General features: G+C 34.3%; 20 protein-coding genes and 1 tRNA gene. 11 read left to right on the forward strand and 10 right to left on the reverse strand.

Translation table 11 applies throughout. From position 1 onward, the window contains the following. Positions 1–22 precede the first annotated feature (22 nt). From HND39_14390 to HND39_14415, 6 genes are all read right to left on the reverse strand, one after another. Entirely contained in the window at positions 23–757 is a 735-nt protein-coding gene (locus HND39_14390) for a hypothetical protein (GenBank protein QKJ97377.1), read from the reverse strand. Continuing rightward, positions 754–1,902 carry an NADH-quinone oxidoreductase subunit D gene (locus HND39_14395; protein ID QKJ97378.1) on the reverse strand — a complete coding sequence of 383 codons (1,149 nt, stop codon included), beginning with the start codon at positions 1,900–1,902 and terminating at the stop codon, positions 754–756. Before HND39_14395 ends, HND39_14390 begins: the two co-directional genes overlap by 4 nt. Further along, a complete protein-coding gene (locus tag HND39_14400; protein QKJ97379.1) occupies positions 1,902–2,255 on the reverse strand; it encodes a four helix bundle protein in 354 nt (117 codons plus the stop codon). The genes HND39_14395 and HND39_14400 overlap by 1 nt, the downstream gene beginning before the upstream one ends. A gap of 90 nt (positions 2,256–2,345) precedes the next feature. Next, on the reverse strand, positions 2,346–2,876 hold the full coding sequence (locus tag HND39_14405) for an NADH-quinone oxidoreductase subunit C (protein ID QKJ97380.1): 531 nt from the start codon (positions 2,874–2,876) through the stop codon (positions 2,346–2,348). Next, a complete protein-coding gene (gene nuoB, locus HND39_14410; GenBank protein QKJ97381.1) occupies positions 2,873–3,388 on the reverse strand; it encodes an NADH-quinone oxidoreductase subunit NuoB in 516 nt (171 codons plus the stop codon). The genes HND39_14405 and nuoB overlap by 4 nt, the downstream gene beginning before the upstream one ends. A gap of 2 nt (positions 3,389–3,390) precedes the next feature. Next, positions 3,391–3,825 (reverse strand): NADH-quinone oxidoreductase subunit A, encoded by a 435-nt coding sequence (locus HND39_14415; protein QKJ97382.1) that lies wholly within the window; start codon positions 3,823–3,825, stop codon positions 3,391–3,393. A 195-nt stretch (positions 3,826–4,020) separates the two neighbouring features. On the opposite strand from HND39_14415, the gene HND39_14420 reads away from it, so the two are divergent. From HND39_14420 to ftsE, 11 genes are all read left to right on the forward strand, one after another. Further along, the gene (locus HND39_14420; protein QKJ97383.1) at positions 4,021–4,854 is read left to right on the forward strand and encodes a hypothetical protein; all 834 of its coding nucleotides are present in this window, start codon (positions 4,021–4,023) and stop codon (positions 4,852–4,854) included. Between the two features lie 11 nt (positions 4,855–4,865). Next, positions 4,866–5,933, forward strand: coding sequence for an NTP transferase domain-containing protein (locus HND39_14425; protein QKJ97384.1), 1,068 nt, complete (start codon positions 4,866–4,868; stop codon positions 5,931–5,933). Between the two features lie 5 nt (positions 5,934–5,938). Next, the gene (gene rpiB, locus HND39_14430) at positions 5,939–6,625 is read left to right on the forward strand and encodes a ribose 5-phosphate isomerase B (protein ID QKJ97385.1); all 687 of its coding nucleotides are present in this window, start codon (positions 5,939–5,941) and stop codon (positions 6,623–6,625) included. Between the two features lie 111 nt (positions 6,626–6,736). Further along, positions 6,737–7,498 (forward strand): dihydroorotate dehydrogenase electron transfer subunit, encoded by a 762-nt coding sequence (locus HND39_14435; GenBank protein ID QKJ97386.1) that lies wholly within the window; start codon positions 6,737–6,739, stop codon positions 7,496–7,498. Beyond that, a complete protein-coding gene (locus HND39_14440) occupies positions 7,495–8,412 on the forward strand; it encodes a dihydroorotate dehydrogenase (GenBank protein ID QKJ97387.1) in 918 nt (305 codons plus the stop codon). Before HND39_14435 ends, HND39_14440 begins: the two co-directional genes overlap by 4 nt. Before the next feature lie 4 nt (positions 8,413–8,416). Then, positions 8,417–9,688 (forward strand): bifunctional folylpolyglutamate synthase/dihydrofolate synthase, encoded by a 1,272-nt coding sequence (locus tag HND39_14445; protein ID QKJ97388.1) that lies wholly within the window; start codon positions 8,417–8,419, stop codon positions 9,686–9,688. Between the two features lie 189 nt (positions 9,689–9,877). Continuing rightward, the gene (gene rho, locus HND39_14450) at positions 9,878–11,125 is read left to right on the forward strand and encodes a transcription termination factor Rho (GenBank protein QKJ98022.1); all 1,248 of its coding nucleotides are present in this window, start codon (positions 9,878–9,880) and stop codon (positions 11,123–11,125) included. A gap of 78 nt (positions 11,126–11,203) precedes the next feature. Continuing rightward, a complete protein-coding gene (locus tag HND39_14455) occupies positions 11,204–12,475 on the forward strand; it encodes a GWxTD domain-containing protein (GenBank protein ID QKJ97389.1) in 1,272 nt (423 codons plus the stop codon). Next, entirely contained in the window at positions 12,475–13,473 is a 999-nt protein-coding gene (gene pdxA / locus HND39_14460; GenBank protein ID QKJ97390.1) for a 4-hydroxythreonine-4-phosphate dehydrogenase PdxA, read from the forward strand. Before HND39_14455 ends, pdxA begins: the two co-directional genes overlap by 1 nt. Continuing rightward, positions 13,470–14,195, forward strand: a complete 726-nt coding sequence (locus HND39_14465) for a class I SAM-dependent methyltransferase (protein ID QKJ97391.1) — start codon at positions 13,470–13,472, stop codon at positions 14,193–14,195. The genes pdxA and HND39_14465 overlap by 4 nt, the downstream gene beginning before the upstream one ends. 2 nt (positions 14,196–14,197) lie before the next feature. After that, positions 14,198–14,881 carry a cell division ATP-binding protein FtsE gene (gene ftsE, locus HND39_14470; GenBank protein ID QKJ98023.1) on the forward strand — a complete coding sequence of 228 codons (684 nt, stop codon included), beginning with the start codon at positions 14,198–14,200 and terminating at the stop codon, positions 14,879–14,881. 1 nt (position 14,882) lies between these two features. Here ftsE and HND39_14475 read toward each other — a convergent pair whose 3' ends face one another. The 4 genes from HND39_14475 to HND39_14490 all read right to left on the reverse strand — a co-directional run bounded on the left by HND39_14475 (position 14,883) and on the right by HND39_14490 (position 17,249). Beyond that, positions 14,883–15,527: an adenylate kinase gene (locus tag HND39_14475; GenBank protein QKJ97392.1), complete on the reverse strand. Its 645-nt coding sequence runs from the start codon at positions 15,525–15,527 to the stop codon at positions 14,883–14,885. A gap of 46 nt (positions 15,528–15,573) precedes the next feature. After that, on the reverse strand, positions 15,574–16,068 hold the full coding sequence (locus HND39_14480) for a nucleoside deaminase (protein QKJ97393.1): 495 nt from the start codon (positions 16,066–16,068) through the stop codon (positions 15,574–15,576). Between the two features lie 267 nt (positions 16,069–16,335). Continuing rightward, positions 16,336–16,409 (reverse strand) — tRNA-Arg (locus HND39_14485). A gap of 543 nt (positions 16,410–16,952) precedes the next feature. Then, positions 16,953–17,249, reverse strand: coding sequence for a hypothetical protein (locus HND39_14490; protein ID QKJ97394.1), 297 nt, complete (start codon positions 17,247–17,249; stop codon positions 16,953–16,955). Positions 17,250–17,481 lie beyond the last annotated feature (232 nt).

The following is a 17,481-nucleotide window of genomic DNA, read 5'->3' on the forward strand; positions in this document are numbered from 1 at the left end:
TATTGATTTCTTAAAATGTTAATTAGTGGTCAATTACTATAAAGACTGGACTTGCGATAAGAATTTCACTTCTCGTATTAAAATAGATTAACATGTTTCGCACATTATTTATACTATGACAATGAAGATAGTAAACATCATTCTCATAGGGATCAAATACAGGATCATTATATCTCCAAACTCTCAATGTATCGCATCCTGAATTTTGTACGATTTCCCAACCAATGCTATCAGGTGTTTCCGACTTCAAATAGACCCCTATTGATGGCCCATACCCCTGTAATCCAAATTGTGGTGCATCTGGTCTTCCAACAGAATCAGCGATGCTGGTTATATATATTGTTGAGTCAATTAAATATCCGCCACTATTAGGATAATAAAAACTATTTCCTGTAGGTTTTAATGTTAGCTTCCCGAGTTTCGCACATAAGTATTTATCATTTATAAATATTATATCGAATACACCTTCAGGCATATTTGTGATTTTGAAACTAGCGTCAGTAGAGTTCACAAAAACAGATAAGATTGTATCACTGTAATCTTGATGATTCATAATGTAAATGTTAGTATTACTTACAGATATTAAGGGATGGACATAATCATTAATAAAACCATACAAGTAAGCTGGACCGCCAGGGCCCTCAACTTCTGTAGTTGGAATAGATGGAATGTCCGGTGGTGTTTCAGTTATATCGCAGGAACTTAGAAGAAGCGAAACAAAGGCTAAAAGTGTAAATAACTTTTTCTCGTACATCATCTGTCAATTTCTCCTAAAACAATATCGATGCTTCCGAGAATTGCCACAACATCGGCAACCATAAAACCTTTACATAGTTCAGGAAACACCTGCATTGTAACAAATGAAGGTGCTCTGGCTTTTACTCTTGCAGGATTTAACGAGCCATCACTAATAATAAAATAACCTAATTCACCACGCGGGTTTTCAACTCTTGCATAAATCTGTCCTTCAGGTGGTTTAATTCTTTTTGGAATTGCAGAGGATACATCACCATCAGGAATTTGTTCGATAGCCTGCTCAATTATTTTCAGACTTTCTTCCATCTCCAAAACACGAACGTAATATCGATCCCAGCAATCGCCAACTTTTCCTTTTTCACCTGTTCCAACCGGAATATCATAATCAAATTTGTGATAGACAGAATAAGGATCATCTTTTCTTAAGTCCCACTTCATTCCGCTGGCGCGAAGATTTGGTCCGCTTACTCCATAATTGATAGCTGTTTCCAATGGAAGAACACCAACATTTGCAGTTCTTTCAATAAAAATTCTGTTATAGGAAAGAAGTTCGTTCAACTCTTTTACGTTTGGTCTGAAATCTTTTATAAATTCTTTTGTAAGTCTGATAAAATCCGGATGTATGTCATGAGAAAGTCCGCCAATCCAGATATAATTATATAGAAGTCTTGCACCGCAAGTAATTTCAAAAAGATGAAGAATTCTTTCGCGATCTCTGAAACAAAAGAGGAAAGGTGTGAATGCTCCAATGTCTGCACCGTAAGTACCGATTGCAACTAAGTGAGATGCAATTCTTTGAAGTTCACCCATAATCACTCTTATATAATCAACTCTTTCCGGGACTTCAATCTTCAACAATCTTTCCATTGCAACAGCGTATCCGAATTCATTATACATCGAGGCTAAATAATCCATTCTGTCAGTGTAAGGAATTACCTGTGGATAAGTCATAGCTTCGCAGTGTTTCTCAAAACATCTGTGAAGATAACCAATATGAGGAACAACATCTTTTATGATTTCTCCATCAAGCTGAAGCTCAAGCCTTAACACACCGTGGGTTGACGGGTGCTGAGGTCCCATATTCAATACCATTTCTTCGGTTTTTAGTTTTGAGTCTTTAGTATTTTGTATTGAGTATTGAGACATTATTTTTTTAGCGATTTTATTAAACCGTTCAATATTTTTTGTAATTCTTTGATGTAATTAGTTGAATCGTTTAATTCAGTTTGATTAATAAATTCCAAGTCGAACGATAAAATTATCTGTGTATCAAGTTCACAAGTTGATGCATAAGCAATCTCTAAAAATCTTGAAAATTCTTTTTTAGAAGAATGACCGGCACCTTCAGCAATATTGAATGGAATCGAAACAACTGCTCGTCTAACTTGTGATATCAAAGAATAAATTTCTTCTTTTGGAAATTTTTTAGTGAGTTGATAAGTGAACTTCACTAACTCCCTTGCTTTTTGCCAGACTTTCAATTCTTTATAATTATGCATAATATTTTTTTAGCAATTTGAATAATGTCCTCAACTTAATATTAAAATACAGTTAAAATTATCTCAATACTCAATACTCGCATCTCAATACTAATAAGGAACTTTCATCCCCTGATAAAACTCAGGATTCTTGTAATCTTTCCTTAATGGATAACCAAATTCCCAATCATAAGGCATTAAAATTCTTCTTAAGTCGGGATGATTTAGAAAAATAATTCCGTACATATCATAAGCTTCTCGCTCGTGCCAGTCTGCACCTTTCCAAACTTCAGTAACAGATACGACTTCTGGTTTTTCTCTGTCAGTTGAAGCTTTGATAGTAAGCTTATGTTTTAATTTTGTGGATTCTGTATGATAGTAAACACTTAGAGTTCCGCCTTTAATAGTTTCTAAACCTTTATCATCTTTTTCTTTTGTACCATTTGCATCATCAACTCCAGAAAGATTCATCAATGAATCAAATTGCAGATCCTTTTCATCTTTGAGGAATAAACATATCTTATCAACTTCAAGTGGATTTACAATCACAAAAGGTTCAACTGGTTTATCAGTCTTGAGTTCAATGACTGATGACCCAAATTTTTCTTTTAATTGATTGAATATTTCTTCAGCAGTTTTCATGCACTCTTTCCGACGATGGCGGACTTACTTGTCTTAACAATAGATTCATTTCTAATTTTTTCCTGAAGCTTTAATAACCCTTCTAATAATGCTTCAGGTCGTGGAGGACAGCCGGGAACATAAACGTCAACGGGAATTACTCTGTCAACGCCTTTTAATACATGATAACCGTGTTCCCAATAAGGACCACCGCAGTTTGCACAGCTTCCCATAGAAATAACGTATTTTGGATCCGGCATTTGCTCATATAATCTTTTAACACGAATAGCCATTTTAAGTGTTACAGTTCCGGAAATAATTATTACATCAGATTGTCTTGGTGATGGACGTGGTATTACTCCAAATCTGTCAAAATCATAGTGTGAAGCCGAAGTTGCCATCATTTCGATCGCACAGCAGGCTAAACCAAAACCGACTTGCCAAAGTGAGGATAGTCTTGCCCAATTGAAAAGATCCTCAGCTTTCGCAATCACTATATTACCATCCGTAAATTCCTGATCTAGTAATCCCATATTCAGATTGCTGTCTTAAATTCTTCTTTTTTAATTTCTGTTGATTTAATTATTTCGAGGGTTGGTTCTTTGATTTTAGGTCTTGCCCATTCAAGGTCCCCTTTTTTCCATTCGTAAGCCATTCCAACTGCTAAAAGAAGCAGGAAGATAGCACCAATTAAATATCCGACTATTCCAATCTCCTTAAAAACCAAAGCCCAGGGAATTAATAAAACGACTTCAACATCAAATATTAAAAAGATGAGAGCTACTACATAAAAGCGAATGTTGAATTTAACCCAAGGTGAACCTTCAGGATTTTCACCACATTCATAAGTTGTCAGTTTTTCAAAAGTGGGTCGCTTTGGTCGGAGAAGACGGGAAACATAGATAGCAACAACAACGAAAAGTGCTGCTGTTAAAATGAAGACGAATACCTTACCGAATTCTGTTAGCATTATTTTTTGAAATTTGTTACTGAAAATTAACACTACTATCAAGTAATGTCAAGAAAATGATAAAACAAAAATCGGATTGTGATTTATAAACATGAGATTTTTGTATTTTCAAGATAATTCTTTTATGATAATTAACTATTTTTGCTTCCGATCGATTCAAATATTTCACGATTACCAGAAAACTATAAAGGCTAAATGGAATTAGTAAAAGTTTATCTTATCCAAAGCATTACAACTGCCGCAAACAATCTTAGACTGAATGCCCAGCAAATTGAAGTTGTTGGTTTATTACGTGAAACGATAATCAATGCTGAGGATATTGGTGCTGAATTGTTATTAATGAAAAAGACTACCGAACTTTCAAAGCTGGCAATCAGGTTGAGTGAAATTCATACTTTTCTCACTCAGGGTAAAGTGGATTTTATTAAAATTTCGGAACAGTTTCGTGAACACAGCAGATATCTGATCAGGGATCTTAATCAGTTTCTTGAAAATGTAACACCCAATATTTTTAAAGATGCATTTTTGAAGATGAATAATACACAACAATCTGCACTTGATATTGAACTGGTTGATCGGAGTAATTTATCTCAAGAATTATTTGACAAAGGATTATCAATCACGGATGAAAAGTCATCTGAGGTTCAACCAAAGATTACCTACACAACATTGGATTTTGAGAAAAAGATTCTTAGTCCGATCAAATCACTGGATGACATTCTCAAAAAAATTCCTTCTGGAAATGTTAGTGATCAGGAATTAAAACATACTTCGGAATTGATGACTGAACACGCAGAACTTTCCTCTCAACAGGGATTTAAAGTCTTATCACAGATGCATAATCTAATTGCCCGGTCATTCGATGCAATCTCAAAAGGCAATCTTATTGTGGATAAAACAATTGTGGAATCACTTCGCGCATGCCTTATTGTTATTGTGGCTGTAGTAAAGAGAAAAGATGTTGATATCACCGGATACCTGAACAGGGCTGAGGAGTTCGGCAATAAATATTTTCAGCAAAATTTTTAGGAAATAATTTAATGGAATTATATTCAGTAATAATGGCTGGTGGTATTGGAGCACGATTCTGGCCAAGAAGTAAGAAGAAAAGTCCAAAACAACTTCTGAAAATTGTTGGTGAAAAGACAATGATTCAGGAAACATTTAGGAGATTAAACGGACTTGTCCCGCGTGAAAATATATTGATAGTAACTAATGAAACACAAAAACCTGGTATTCTCGAACAACTTCCCGAAGTTCCTCCTGAAAATATTATACTTGAACCTTTTGGAAGAAATACCGCAGCTTGTATCGGACTGGCTTCCGTAATTATTAAAAGAAGATCACCTGATGCGGTTACTTTTGTAATGCCAGCCGATCATATTATCAGAGACAATGAAAATTTTATAAATACATTAAAAACTGCAGCACAATTTTCTTTTGATAATAATGCGTTGTTAACTATTGGAATTCAGCCAACAAAACCTGAGACAGGCTATGGTTATATCCAGATTGATGAAGACTCAGCTAAGAATAATGTTTTCAAAGTTTTAACATTTGCAGAAAAACCAAATTATTCTACTGCTGTTAATTTTATAAAGAGCGGAGATTTTTTCTGGAATAGTGGAATGTTCATCTGGAAAATAAATACTATCCTTAATGAGTTTAAAAATTTAATGCCCGATCTATATGAGGGATTGGTAAAAATGGAAGACAATCTGGACAAACCGGATTTCCAGAATACTCTGTCAGACATTTACGGTCATCTGAAAAGTATTTCGATTGATTATGGAATCATGGAGAAATCTGATAAAGTTTTTCTGGTCAAAGGTAATTTCTATTGGAGCGATGTCGGTAGCTGGGATGCTGTTTATGATTTAAGCGAAAAAGATCCTGATGGAAATGTTAAAGTTGGAACTATTTACACCGATATGGCTTTGGATTCGTACATCTACTCGCCTGATAAATTTACTGCAGTAATCGGATTAGATAATATTATTGTGATCAACACAAACAATGCTCTGCTTATTTGCAAAAGAGATAAAGCTCAGGATGTAAAAAATATTATCGACTATCTTAAATTGAATAAACTTGACGAACAGCTTTAATTCAAATGAAAATACTGGTAACTGAAAGAGATATCATAGAACTTGAAAAGCAGGGGATCAAAGTTTTACAAAAAACAAAGAATACAATTATTACTCCTCTCGCTGCTGACCGTATCAAATCTTCCAAATTTACCGTGGTAGAAAAAGAAGTATTACACGATAATAGTTCGCAAAAATTAGCCAGCGTATTTCCCACACTGCGGAAAAAAGTAATTTTCGGAAGTGATCATACAGGATTCAAACTAAAAAATATTTTGATAAAGTATCTGGCAGATAAAAATTATGAAATTACAGATGCAGGTACATTCAATGAACAATCCTGTGATTATCCTGATTATGCAAAAATCGTAGCAGTAAGTGTATCGAAAGGTGAGAATGATTTTGGAATTTTAATCGATGCAACTGGAATTCCATCCTCTATCACGGCAAATAAGATAAAAGGAATCAGAGCAGCAACCTGCTACAATACATTCAGCGCAAGAAGTGCACGCGCACATAACAACGCAAACATTATTGTTGTTGGTGTAAAAGCTCTTGGTGAAGAGTCAATAAAATTAATCATTGATGAATGGCTTGTCACTAAATTTGAGGGTGGCAGACATCAGCACAGACTCGATAAAATATCCAGGATTGAAAATGATTCTTCTTCTCAGAAGAGTAACCAATCAAATAATTTTGAAATAAGTGAATGAAGCCCTAATTTTCATAAGCCAAATAGATATTTAAATTCAGATAATGATGTTTTATCAGCAAAAGGCACTTCTTAAAATTACTCAACTATCAATTACTCAAAATCAATTAAATTGTTCATCATAAATTCACCTCTTGAAGAAATCCTGGAAATAAATCCTCAGATTTTTCTCCTTAAAGTTTTTTCTCCTGAGCTTGCAGCAGTTATTAAACCTGGTCAGTTTTTGAATATCAGGGTGACCAACCGAACTTCACCACTTCTGCGAAGACCTTTTAGTGTTTGCGATGTTGAAGGAGACCATTTGTATCTGATGTTCAACATTACAGGAGAAGGAACTAATATGCTTGCACACAAACCAATCGGCAGCGATCTGGATATTCTCGGACCACTTGGAAATGGTTTTAATCTTGAAGGAAATTACAACACAGCCGTGATTGTAGCTGGCGGATTGGGAGCTGCACCTTTTCCTTATGTAACACGGATGTTAGATGGAAAGAAAAAAATTCTTTCATTTGTTGGTGGAAGATCAAGACACGATGTTATAACTTATAATCTGAAGAATGAAAAAATTGCATCTGACGATGGAAGTCTGGGTGTAAAAGGTAACGTTATCCAATTGCTTGAACAGAATTTACCAATTTTGCAGAATGACAGAATAAAAGTATTTGGTTGCGGACCGAATGCGATGCTTAGAGCATTAAAAGAGTTTTGTCTTAAGTACAACTTCGAGTGTGAAGTATCAACCGAATGTGCAATGGCATGCGGTTTTGGAATTTGTCAGGGTTGTCCTATTGAATCAACCAAACAATCTGATAAATATTTGCTTGTATGTACGGATGGACCCGTTTTTAATATTAAGGATGTGGTGATATGAGCAGCGTAGATTTATCTGTAAATATTGGATCGCTAACTTTACGAAATCCCATTATGCTTGCTTCGGGGACTGCCGGTTACGGTAATGAAATATCTGAATTTACAGATTTGAATATGCTTGGTGGTATTGTAACAAAATCATTAAGCCTGAAACCAAGAAAAGGAAATCCGCCGCAAAGAATAGTTGAAACTCCTTCAGGTATGTTGAATGCAATTGGACTTGCAAATGTTGGGGTTGAAGTTTTTATAAAAGAAAAAATCCCATTCCTTAAAAATTACAATGTTCCTTTGATATGTAATATTGCTGCAAGTACGATCGAGGAGTACGTTGAGTGTACAAAAATTCTCACCACAGAAGAAACTATCAAAGCATTTGAAATAAATGTTTCGTGCCCAAACGTAAAAGATGGTGGTTTGTCTTTTGGAAATAATCTAAAAGCAGTAGCAGCTATAACTGAAAAAGTCAGAGCAGTAACTAATAAACCACTTATCATAAAACTTTCGCCAAATGTATCTTATATTTTTGAATTTGCACAGGCTGCAAAAGAAAACGGAGCCGATGCTGTTTCCGCAATTAATACTCTTGTTGGCGCATCATTCAATATTCTTACTCGCAAACCAAAAATCCATAACATTACAGGTGGATTATCAGGTCCGGCAATAAAACCTATTGCAATTGCAAAAGTGCTGGAAATATCGAGACAAGTTAAAATTCCTATAATTGGTGTCGGTGGGATTATGGATTGGAAAGACGTAATTGAGTTTATAATTGCAGGCTCTACAGCTGTACAAATAGGTACACTAAATTTTATTGATCCAACTGCACCGGGTAAAATTGTCAATCAACTCGAAGAATTTTGCATCAACAATGGAATTAAGAAAATCACAGATCTAATTGCATCATATAAATTATAATTTGATGGATATCGAAGCTTCACTGAAGAAACTCTTTTCTCTTCATACTTTCGGTATAAAACTTGGGCTTGATAATACAATTGGTTTCCTGAATTATCTTGGTAACCCACAGAATAATTTAAAAACTATTCACGTCGCCGGTTCAAATGGAAAAGGCAGTACATCTTCATTTATTGCAAGTATTCTTCAGGAGTTTGGTTTTAGGATTGGTTTGTACACTTCACCACATTTTGTAAAGTTTAATGAACGCATTGTTATTAACGGAAATCAAATTGAAGATGAGTTTGTAGCTGATTTCTTTTCAACTCACGAAAAATATATTGATGAACATCAACTTACTTTTTTTGAAGTGACAACGGCAATGGCTTTTCAATATTTCAATGCGATGAGAACAGATTATTGTGTAATCGAAACAGGACTTGGCGGAAGACTTGATTCAACAAATGTTTTACCGGGCGGGCTGGATTCACAAAATCGTTTGGCAGTTGTAATTACTTCCATCAGTCTGGAACATACCAATGTTTTGGGAACCACTATAAATCAAATTACATCTGAAAAAGCTGCAATTATTAAGAAGAATTCAAAAGTATTTACCGGGTTGTTAAACCCGGAAGCTGAGAATGTTATAAATCAAAAATGTAAAGAAATTGAAGTTCCACATTTCCCTGTAAAGAAATTTTTAATAGATGGAAATAAAACAAGTGTCAGACTCCCTAGTAATACATTAATTGAAATTAATCCACCATTGAGAGGTCATTATCAAAAAATAAATGCTGCACTTGCCGTGTTAACTGTTGCAGAATCATTTTCAATGTTTGATGAAAAAAAGTTTATTGCCGGTATCCAAAATGTTTCCACAAATACAGGTCTGACTGGCAGATATGAAATATATAATGAGTTACCAAGGATAATTTTTGATTCAGCTCATAATCCTGAAGGAGTTGAAAACTTCCTTAGTGAGTTTTCTACTGAATATACAAATTACCAAAAAAGACTAGTAATATTTGGAGTAATGAAAGATAAAGCAATTGAAGAGATGATAAAGAAGCTTGGGATGTACTTTGATGAAATATTATTATCTGAAATCCAATATGATCGGGCAGCCAAGCCTGATGAAGTTTTTGAAATATGTAAACGGTTAAACATCAATTGCAGAATACTCAAACAGCCGGCAGTTTTTATAAAAGAATTTACAAAAAGAGAATCCAATGACTGCCTGGTTGTGCTGGGGAGTATGTATTTACTGGGTGAAATTAAGCAACAATTACAGGGATGAATGCTTGACATTTACAAATTTAAGGTTTATGTTTCGGTGAGCCGCAAAAACCTATCAAGTAAAATACAAATTGTTATAAGTAATAATTATTTCCCCGAATTCACAGACTGGCAGAGAACCAGTAAAATTTTATGTTAAATAACTATACCTTCATCTGACAAACAATAATTCAGGATAAAAAAAATGCCAATGGATATATCCGAACTCAAATCGAAGAAGATCGTAGAACTAAATGAAATTGCCAAAGAATTAAATATTCCCGGCTACAGCGATCTTCGTAAACAGGAACTCATCTTCAAAATTCTGGAAGCTCAAACTTCAAAGGATGGTTTAACATTTTCGAAAGGCGTGCTGGAAGTTCTTCCTGATGGTTATGGATTCCTTCGTTCTTCGGACTACAATTACCTGCCATCTCCCGACGATATTTATGTTTCTCCCTCGCAGATTAAAAAGTTCAGCTTGAGGACAGGAGATTTTGTAAGTGGACAGGTAAGACCTCCAAAAGAAGGTGAAAGATTTTTTGCACTTCTGCGTGTCGAAGCTGTAAACGGACTAGCACCGGAAAATATTCGTGAAAGAACTTTATTCGATAATCTTGTCCCGGTTTATCCCACGAAAAAAATTAATCTTGAATCTGCACCTGGCGAATATTCAATGAGAGTGATGGATATGCTCGCTCCGATTGGTAAAGGTCAGAGAGGTTTAATTGTATCACCACCAAAAAGCGGTAAAACTGTTTTGCTTCAGAAAATTGCTAACTCGATTACTCGTAATCATCCTGAAATAAAATTAATCGTTTTGCTGATTGATGAAAGACCTGAAGAAGTAACAGATATGGAAAGATCTGTTCAAGGTGAGGTTATCAGTTCAACTTTTGACGAACCTGCTGACCGACACGTTCAGGTTGCTGATATGGTAATTGAGAAAGCTAAAAGAATGGTAGAGGCAAACGAACACGTGGTAATTCTTCTCGATAGTATTACACGTTTAGCAAGAGCTCACAACATTGTTGTTCCTCACAGCGGAAGAATATTATCAGGTGGTGTGGATTCAAACGCACTCCATAAACCAAAAAGATTTTTTGGTGCTGCAAGAAATACTGAGGATGGCGGAAGCTTGACTATTATTGCAACTGCTCTAATCGATACAGGAAGCAGAATGGATGATGTTATTTTCGAAGAATTTAAAGGAACTGGTAATATGGAACTTGTTCTCAATCGTGATTTGAGTGACAGAAGAATATTTCCTGCAATTGATGTAAACCGTTCTGGAACAAGAAGGGAAGATTTATTAATGAAAGAAGATGATTTAGGTAAAATCTGGATTCTTAGAAAAATACTCAGTGATTTTAGTCCGGTTGAAGCAATGGAATTTTTACTTGATAAAATAAGAGGAACGAAGAACAATAAAGATTTCCTGAACAATATGAACAACTGACAGTTAAAGTTCAACGATTAATTGTAACGAATTTTACCTTGTTTGTAATCCAGCCATTTATATTTTTCATCTAAAAAAGTGAAAAAATTTTTAGCAGGACTCATCCTTACTACACTTAGCTTATTCGGGCAAACAGAACCCGATAATCCTCCTGTTGTACCAATCATGCCTTTTCGATCCGAAATAATCTCATTTCCGAGGGTTGATGGAGAATTCTCCGTTTACTACACTTTTAAAGTTCCTTACCGTCTTCTCGTATTTGAACGGAACGATAATTCATTCATTGCAGGGTTTCGAATTATAGTCGAAATACTGGATGATGATTCCAGGTTGGTTACAAGAGATATTAAAGACAGCAAAGTTTCCGTAAATAATTTTGATTCGACTAATGATAATAATTTATTTCTCCAGAATTTTCTGAGTTTCAAAGTAAAACCCGGTGAGTACAAAGTTGCTGCTTTCATTTCTGATAAAAATTCATCTGGTGAATTGCCTCTGAAACCTGTTGAATTAATTTTGGAGGAGGATAAAGTTGTGCTTCATCCTTTAGTTATTAAAACGAATGAGTTAATTTGTGAGGAACAAAAATCTTTCGAATTGACTAATGCAGGCGGAAAGATTCCATTTAGCAGTGAGACATATCATTTAATCATTCCTGTTCGTGATACATCCGTATCGCAGCTTACAATTTCAATTGAAAACAACGAAGAAGAGATCATCTCAACAGAATTAAATGAGTTTTACATTTTACCGCCTGGAATTAATAAATGTGAGGAACAAATATCAGTCACGAAAAATCAAGCGAATTTGCTGCTTAAGAATTTTATTTTGCACGATGTTAATAAAAATCTTTCTGAGGGTGAAGTAGTATTAACAGTAGTAAATGAAGAAAAATCTATTGATGAAGAATTTCGTTCTCAAATTGTATGGTTCAATAAACCATTCTCGCTGATGGATCCTGAAAAAGCAATAGAAAATCTTAGTTTTATTGCGTCTGATTCTATTATTTACACATTGCTTCAAGAAAGTACTTCTGATTATCCAAATGTTCTTTCTGAGTACTGGAAGAAATATGATCCCACACCAGAAACTGTTTTTAATGAAGTTATGTCCGAGTACTATAAACGTATTGATTATGCAATAAAGGAATTCAAAGGTATAGGAAAGATCAATGGCGCAAAGACTGACAGAGGTGTAGTTTATATCAAATTTGGTCATCCTGAAAAAATTGAACGATCTTCAAATTCTATGGGACAAATTGTTGAAACCTGGACTTATGCAAAACCAGATCGAATATTTTCCTTTATTGATAAAGATGGAAAAGGAAATTTTAATTTGTCTGAGAATTAATGGGAAGATTTGTTTTTACATGCGGTGATATTAACGGTATCGGACCAGAGATATTAATCAAGACCATCAACAAACTCTCTTCAAAAAAGAATACTGATAAGTACACACTAATAATTCCTGAAAAAATATTTAATCTCACATCCAGAATAGTTGAACCAACATTTGAATATAAAATAATCAGGGGAATAACTTCCGTCAATCATACTGATGATATAATAAGTGTTCTTGATTTTAAATCCGGAAAACAAAAATATGGCAGACCAACAATTGATTCAGGGAAAGCAGCATATTCAGCATTAAAAACTTCTTTCGATTTACTAAAAAAGAAATTAGCTGATGCGGTTATAACTGCTCCTGTTTCAAAAACTGCTCTGAGAATGGCTGGTATTAAATATCCCGGTCAAACTGAAATGTATGCAGATTGGTGTAAGGTTAAAAATTTTGTTATGACATTTTTATCCGGAGAGCTTAGAGTAGGACTTTATTCAATCCACATTCCTGTTAAAGATGTGTCAAGCTCGATTAACAAGAAGTTACTTACCTCAAAATTAGATACAGTTATTAAAATGCTAAAGTTTGATCTTGGAATTAAAAAACCGAGAATTGCATTACTTGGATTGAATCCTCATGCCGGTGAAAACGGAATTATTGGTGATGAGGAAAAAAAAGTCATTGAGCCTGTAATCAATCACAAACATTTTAAGGGAATTATTGAAGGAACATTTTCTTCAGACGCTTTCTTTGCAGGCAGAAGATTTAAAGATTATGATTTAGTCTTTGGTCTCTATCACGATCAGGTTTTAATTCCATTTAAATATATAAATTCAGGCAGAGGAGTAAACTATTCCGCAGGACTTCCGATTATCAGAACATCGCCTGACCATGGGACGGCTTATGATATTGCAGGACACGGAATTGCAGATGAATCAAGTATGATTGAAGCATATAATTATGCTAAGTTCATTTTGCGGAATAGAAAGAAGATCAATAACGGATGAAGGTTAAACCTTATGATAAGGTATCGGTCATTTTTGATACCTTGATGAAAAAATTGGATTATGAAAGCTGGTCGAATTACATATCAGCAATTGCTGATAACTATATTAACAAAGATGCAAAAATCCTTGAACTTGGGGCAGGTAGTTGTAAAATAGCTGAATTTATTTTCGCCAGCTATAAAAATTATATCGCATCTGATATTTCCTTTGCAATGCTCAACTCAGCAAATAAAAATAATTTCATAAAAGTTTGCTGCGATATGACGGCACTCCCTTTTAAATCAAAATATGATTTTATCTTCTCCAGCTTTGATTGTGTTAATTACATTCTGAAACTAAGATCCCTTTACAAATTATTTACAGAAATATTTAGATTGCTTAAAAGAAACGGTGTTTTTACTTTTGATGTGAGTCTTGAAAATAATAGTCTGGATTTTGTTATAGGTAAAACAATAGAAGGTCAATCTAATGGATACACTTTCCAGCGCAAAAGTAAGTATAACAAGCAAAAAAGAATTCATTCAAATCATTTTTACATAACAGACGAATTTGGAAATGAATTTCATGAAGTTCACAAAGAGAAAATTTACAAGATTGATACTTTCTTTAAGTTAGCAGATAAAGCCGGGTTGTCCATCGATGCTTGTTACGATTGTTTTACTTTTGATGATGTTAAAAGGAAATCCCAACGCGCACAATTTGTTATGAGGAAAATAAACTAATGATGCTTTCTTTCGACAATGTAGAGTTTCACTATAAGAATCAACCTGTATTCACCAATCTGAATTTGGAACTTGATTATGGTGAGTTCGTTTTTGTAATTGGCAAAAGTGGTATAGGTAAAAGCACATTGATGCAGTTGATATATATGAATTTATTTCCTTTGACTGGTACAGTCAGAATAGCTGAGTTTGATTCGCAAACAATAAAGCCTTATCAAATTCCTTTGCTGCGAAGAAAAATTGGTGTAATTTTTCAGGATTTTAAACTGCTGCCTGATCGGAATGTTTATCAGAACCTTGCCTATGTGTTAAAAGTAACGGGTGTTCCATCGACAGATGCTAAGAGAAAGATAAATGAGGTTCTTACTGAAGTGGGACTGTCACATAAAAGATTAAATAAACCAGGTGAGCTTTCTGGAGGTGAACAACAACGAATAGCAATTGCCCGCGCCATCATTAATGATCCCGTACTAATTCTGGCAGACGAACCAACAGGAAATCTTGACCCCGACACTTCATCTGAAATTTTAGCTCTTCTTAAAAAAATAAATAAGCGGGGAACATCAGTACTTGTCGCTACTCATAATTATGAGATTGTTAAAAAAGCTAATGAGAGAGTTATAAAACTTGAAGATGGCAGAGCATTAAAGGCTGTAATCAAACCTAAGTCAGAACTTCAGCAATAAATTAGCTTGACAGATGACCCATTAATTCCTGATTAACACCTTCCACACTTCCGAGTCCATTTATAGAAATTACTTTTCCCTGCTTTTGATAATGCTTTAACACCGGCTCTGTATTTTGCTTGAATACGTTAAGACGTTTGCGTATGACTTCTTCCTTGTCGTCGTCGCGAAGATAAAAGCTATCCTTTGAATTACATTTCGGACAGGAATTAGCATTTTCAATTTCTGCCAGAGTAAATATTTGTCCGCAAACTTTACACGCTCTTCTGTTATTCAATCGCTTAACGAGTTCTTCTTCATCAGCAACAATATTAATAAGTCTGATATCATTAATATTCATTGCTTCAAGAAGTTTATCAAGCTCCACAGCCTGATTTATTGTTCTTGGAAATCCATCCAGAATAAAACCATTGATACAATCTTTTGCGTTTAATCTATCCTTGATGATGCCAATCATTATTTCATCAGGAACAAGATCACCTCTGCTCATAATTTCATCAGCCTTCTTACCGAGATCAGTTTGATCTTTAACTGCCTGTCTTAACATCTCACCCGTTGAAATATGTGGAATATCAAATTTGACGGAAAGTAATTTTGCCTGTGTTCCTTTTCCAACACCAGGTGCCCCAAATAGAAGTAGTCGCATAAAGAATATTTTTTTTATTGCAAATTATAGAAATTAAAATGCAGTCTCAAGCTGATGGCGGTGAAAATTTGAGAGAGTTTTTATTTTTTAATTGATTGAAGAACTCCTCAAGCAGTTTTTTACTTTCCTCTGAGTAAATACCTGAAAATACTTTTATTTTGTGGTTGGTTTTACCATCTTCGGCAAGATTGTAAACACTTCCGCAGGCGCCAAACTTTGGATCAAATGTCGAAAAAAATAATTCATTTACTCTTGATGCGAGCAATGCCCCGGTACACATTATACATGGCTCCAAAGTAACATAGATTGAACAATCATTTAACCTCCAGTTACCGATATGGTTTGATGCCGAAGTTAAAGCTATCATTTCAGCGTGAGCGGTAGCATCTTTTAATTTTTCAACCTGGTTATATCCGCGACCGATTATTTTATTATTTTTTACAACAACGGCACCAACAGGTACTTCATTCTCTTCAAATGCTTTTTCAGCTTCCTGTAAAGCTGCAAACATAAACCGATATTTTTCTTCGTCGAAAATCATCTTGGTTGCTATAAGATAGTAATTAGTAAGTAGTGGGTAATAAATTATAATTAAATCTTTTAATCCTCAGTAATTATTAATACTGAGACTTCTGAATTATTATGAGTGTGTCACTCTGAATCCGGCAACTGCCGGATTTTTTAATTTAAAAACCAGATATTTCACTCCTGCCTTGCCGGCAGGCAGGTCGTTCAATTTGACAAATTAGAATTTTTCAGAAGTCTCTACTAATTACTGATTACTTTTTACTACTTACTCAAAATGAAGTACGCCCGGTAGGATTCGAACCCACAACCCTCAGATCCGAAGTCTGATGCTCTATCCAGTTGAGCTACAGGCGCAAGAATTACTAAGTAAAAATAAAGATGCGAAATTGTAATTACAATAAATTGCTATCGATGATACTTGCTCTAAAGAAAAAATCAATTTTATTTATTCAAGATGCATTTTTGGGTATGAATTAAAACAGATTATGTTTTTTGATTTATCGGCTAATAAGTTTTAAATAAAAAAAGGAGACCACTTTTTTGCGATCTCCTAATTAACGCCCTCTCCACTCGAAATCATTAAATGCAGACTTTATTTACTTGAACATCTTTTCAGTATCAGATTTGGATTTTTTAATTCCCCGGATTGAAATAATTATAAACAATAAAAGTCCGCCTAAAATTATTCCGGCTAAAAGATAAACTGCCATTGGATTGCCCTCCATTTTTAACGACTAAATTTTCAACGTTTATGCCATGATAAATATTCTGAGAAACAGAGATAATCTTTGAAATATTGCTGATAGCTAATAATTGTTGTATCTAATTGGAATTTAAAATGAGAATTGTATCAAAAAAGGTGAAAGGAAATTTTAAAACTCAGCTTTTGAGATAACATTAGTTCTTATTCAGAACAATTGGTACTCCATTATGGAAATATATCCTGCCGTAATTTTCTTTTATCCAGTAGAGCGGTTTTTCTGTTGAAGTAAATCTTTCAACAATATTCAGTCTGACAACATCCGGTCGTTCCTTTATGTTTATTACCGCTTCACAAAATTCTTCAGGAGAAATACAAACTTGATCATCGAGTGAAATTTCAACAACTCTTTGCTTGTTTATTAAAACAGAACTGCTGACAACCTTATTAACGACTAATGGTTTAAAGGTTAATGTAACTTCAAAATTTCTCATAGCAATATTTTAATTGTTTTAAGTCATTATCGAAATGATAAACATTCAGGTTATCCTGATCTGTTGAAATAGTTTAAGTTATTACTTTACTTTTTATAATAACTCAAATGTAATAACAATTAAATTTCCATCACAACATTAAAATAGAAAATGAAATTGAAAAAGGGAAGTGGTTAAATAAAGTAAATTTTCGGAAACTGCGTAGAATCATTTAGAATTTATAGTATTTTTA

It is taken from the genome of Ignavibacteriota bacterium, from assembly GCA_013285405.1.
Classification (GTDB): Bacteria; Bacteroidota; Ignavibacteria; order Ignavibacteriales; family Ignavibacteriaceae; genus IGN2.

Excerpts from the sequence above, each read along its gene's own strand:
- HND39_14490 (QKJ97394.1), bottom strand. The coding sequence starts at position 17,249 with ATGAGAAATTTTGAAGTTACATTAACCTTTAAACCATTAGTCGTTAAT.
- ftsE (QKJ98023.1), top strand. The coding sequence starts at position 14,198 with ATGCTTTCTTTCGACAATGTAGAGTTTCACTATAAGAATCAACCTGTA.
- HND39_14425 (QKJ97384.1), top strand. The coding sequence starts at position 4,866 with ATGGAATTATATTCAGTAATAATGGCTGGTGGTATTGGAGCACGATTC.
- HND39_14480 (QKJ97393.1), bottom strand. The coding sequence starts at position 16,068 with ATGATTTTCGACGAAGAAAAATATCGGTTTATGTTTGCAGCTTTACAG.
- HND39_14440 (QKJ97387.1), top strand. The coding sequence starts at position 7,495 with ATGAGCAGCGTAGATTTATCTGTAAATATTGGATCGCTAACTTTACGA.
- HND39_14415 (QKJ97382.1), bottom strand. The coding sequence starts at position 3,825 with ATGCTAACAGAATTCGGTAAGGTATTCGTCTTCATTTTAACAGCAGCA.
- HND39_14420 (QKJ97383.1), top strand. The coding sequence starts at position 4,021 with ATGGAATTAGTAAAAGTTTATCTTATCCAAAGCATTACAACTGCCGCA.
- rpiB (QKJ97385.1), top strand. The coding sequence starts at position 5,939 with ATGAAAATACTGGTAACTGAAAGAGATATCATAGAACTTGAAAAGCAG.
- HND39_14405 (QKJ97380.1), bottom strand. The coding sequence starts at position 2,876 with ATGAAAACTGCTGAAGAAATATTCAATCAATTAAAAGAAAAATTTGGG.
- HND39_14395 (QKJ97378.1), bottom strand. The coding sequence starts at position 1,902 with ATGTCTCAATACTCAATACAAAATACTAAAGACTCAAAACTAAAAACC.
- HND39_14475 (QKJ97392.1), bottom strand. The coding sequence starts at position 15,527 with ATGCGACTACTTCTATTTGGGGCACCTGGTGTTGGAAAAGGAACACAG.
- rho (QKJ98022.1), top strand. The coding sequence starts at position 9,878 with ATGGATATATCCGAACTCAAATCGAAGAAGATCGTAGAACTAAATGAA.
- pdxA (QKJ97390.1), top strand. The coding sequence starts at position 12,475 with ATGGGAAGATTTGTTTTTACATGCGGTGATATTAACGGTATCGGACCA.
- HND39_14445 (QKJ97388.1), top strand. The coding sequence starts at position 8,417 with ATGGATATCGAAGCTTCACTGAAGAAACTCTTTTCTCTTCATACTTTC.
- HND39_14390 (QKJ97377.1), bottom strand. The coding sequence starts at position 757 with ATGATGTACGAGAAAAAGTTATTTACACTTTTAGCCTTTGTTTCGCTT.
- HND39_14400 (QKJ97379.1), bottom strand. The coding sequence starts at position 2,255 with ATGCATAATTATAAAGAATTGAAAGTCTGGCAAAAAGCAAGGGAGTTA.
- nuoB (QKJ97381.1), bottom strand. The coding sequence starts at position 3,388 with ATGGGATTACTAGATCAGGAATTTACGGATGGTAATATAGTGATTGCG.
- HND39_14465 (QKJ97391.1), top strand. The coding sequence starts at position 13,470 with ATGAAGGTTAAACCTTATGATAAGGTATCGGTCATTTTTGATACCTTG.